Below are 860 nucleotides of genomic sequence, written 5' to 3' on the forward strand. Positions count from 1 at the left end.
GTCCCGGGGCCTCGGCCTGCAGGGTCCGGCGCTCGAGATGGGGATAGGCCCCGTGAGGGTCGCGCAGGTGCCATTGGCCCCGCGCGAACACCCAGACCGCGGGCCGGACCCCGCCGAAGAGCCGCACCGCCTCGCGGGCCGTATCCTCCGGAATGAAGTGCTCGGCGATGATGGTCCCATCGGGGTCGAGCAGAGTGCCGCCGTTGAAGGCGCCGATCGGGTGGCGCAGGCCGAGTTCGGCGATCAGCGACGTGAGCCCCATCGGCGGTCGGGCGGAGGCGATGGTGAAGCCGATGCCGGCCGCATCGAGCCGCCGCACCGCGTCCCTGCTGCGCGGTGTCAGGCTCTTGTCGGAGGTGACGAGGGTGCCGTCCACGTCCGAGATCACGAAGGCGATCCGTCGATCGCCGGAGGGGTGGCCCGACTTCATGCTGTGTCCCGCGCCGTCTCAATCGTCGGAGGGCAAACCCAATTCGGTCAGGATCGTTGCCACGATCGCCTCCGCGTTGCCGGCGATCGGCACCGCGAGCGCCCCCTCCTCCGGGCCCGGCGGTTCGAGGATGGCGAATTGGCTGTCGAGGAGGGCCGCCGGCATGAAGTGGCCGGCCCGGCGGGCAATGCGGGCCGCGATCAGATCCCTGTCGCCGTCGAGATAGACGATGCGGATGCCTGCCCGCCCCTGGACGAGCGCATCGCGGTAGGCCCGCTTCAGGGCCGAGCAGGCGAGGATGCCCGGTCGTCCGGTTTCGATGCAGGTGCTGATCCAGGCCGCCATGGCCGCGAGCCAGGGCGCGCGGTCGGAATCGTCGAGGCCGTGGCCATCCCGCATCTTGGCCACGTGGTCCGGGCTGTGGAAGGAA

2 protein-coding genes are annotated in these 860 nt (G+C 70.9%); both read right to left on the reverse strand.

The window, feature by feature from the left end; genetic code table 11:
- Positions 1–430: HAD family hydrolase (locus VQ03_RS30700; RefSeq protein WP_048454728.1), on the reverse strand; the 430-nt coding region annotated here is incomplete at its 3' end.
- Positions 431–448: 18 nt separating this feature from the next.
- Positions 449–860, reverse strand: a 412-nt coding sequence (locus VQ03_RS30705) for a gluconokinase (protein ID WP_048454729.1), incomplete at its 5' end; no start/stop codon positions are given.

The organism is Methylobacterium tarhaniae (assembly GCF_001043955.1).
Lineage (GTDB): Bacteria > Pseudomonadota > Alphaproteobacteria > Rhizobiales > Beijerinckiaceae > Methylobacterium > Methylobacterium tarhaniae.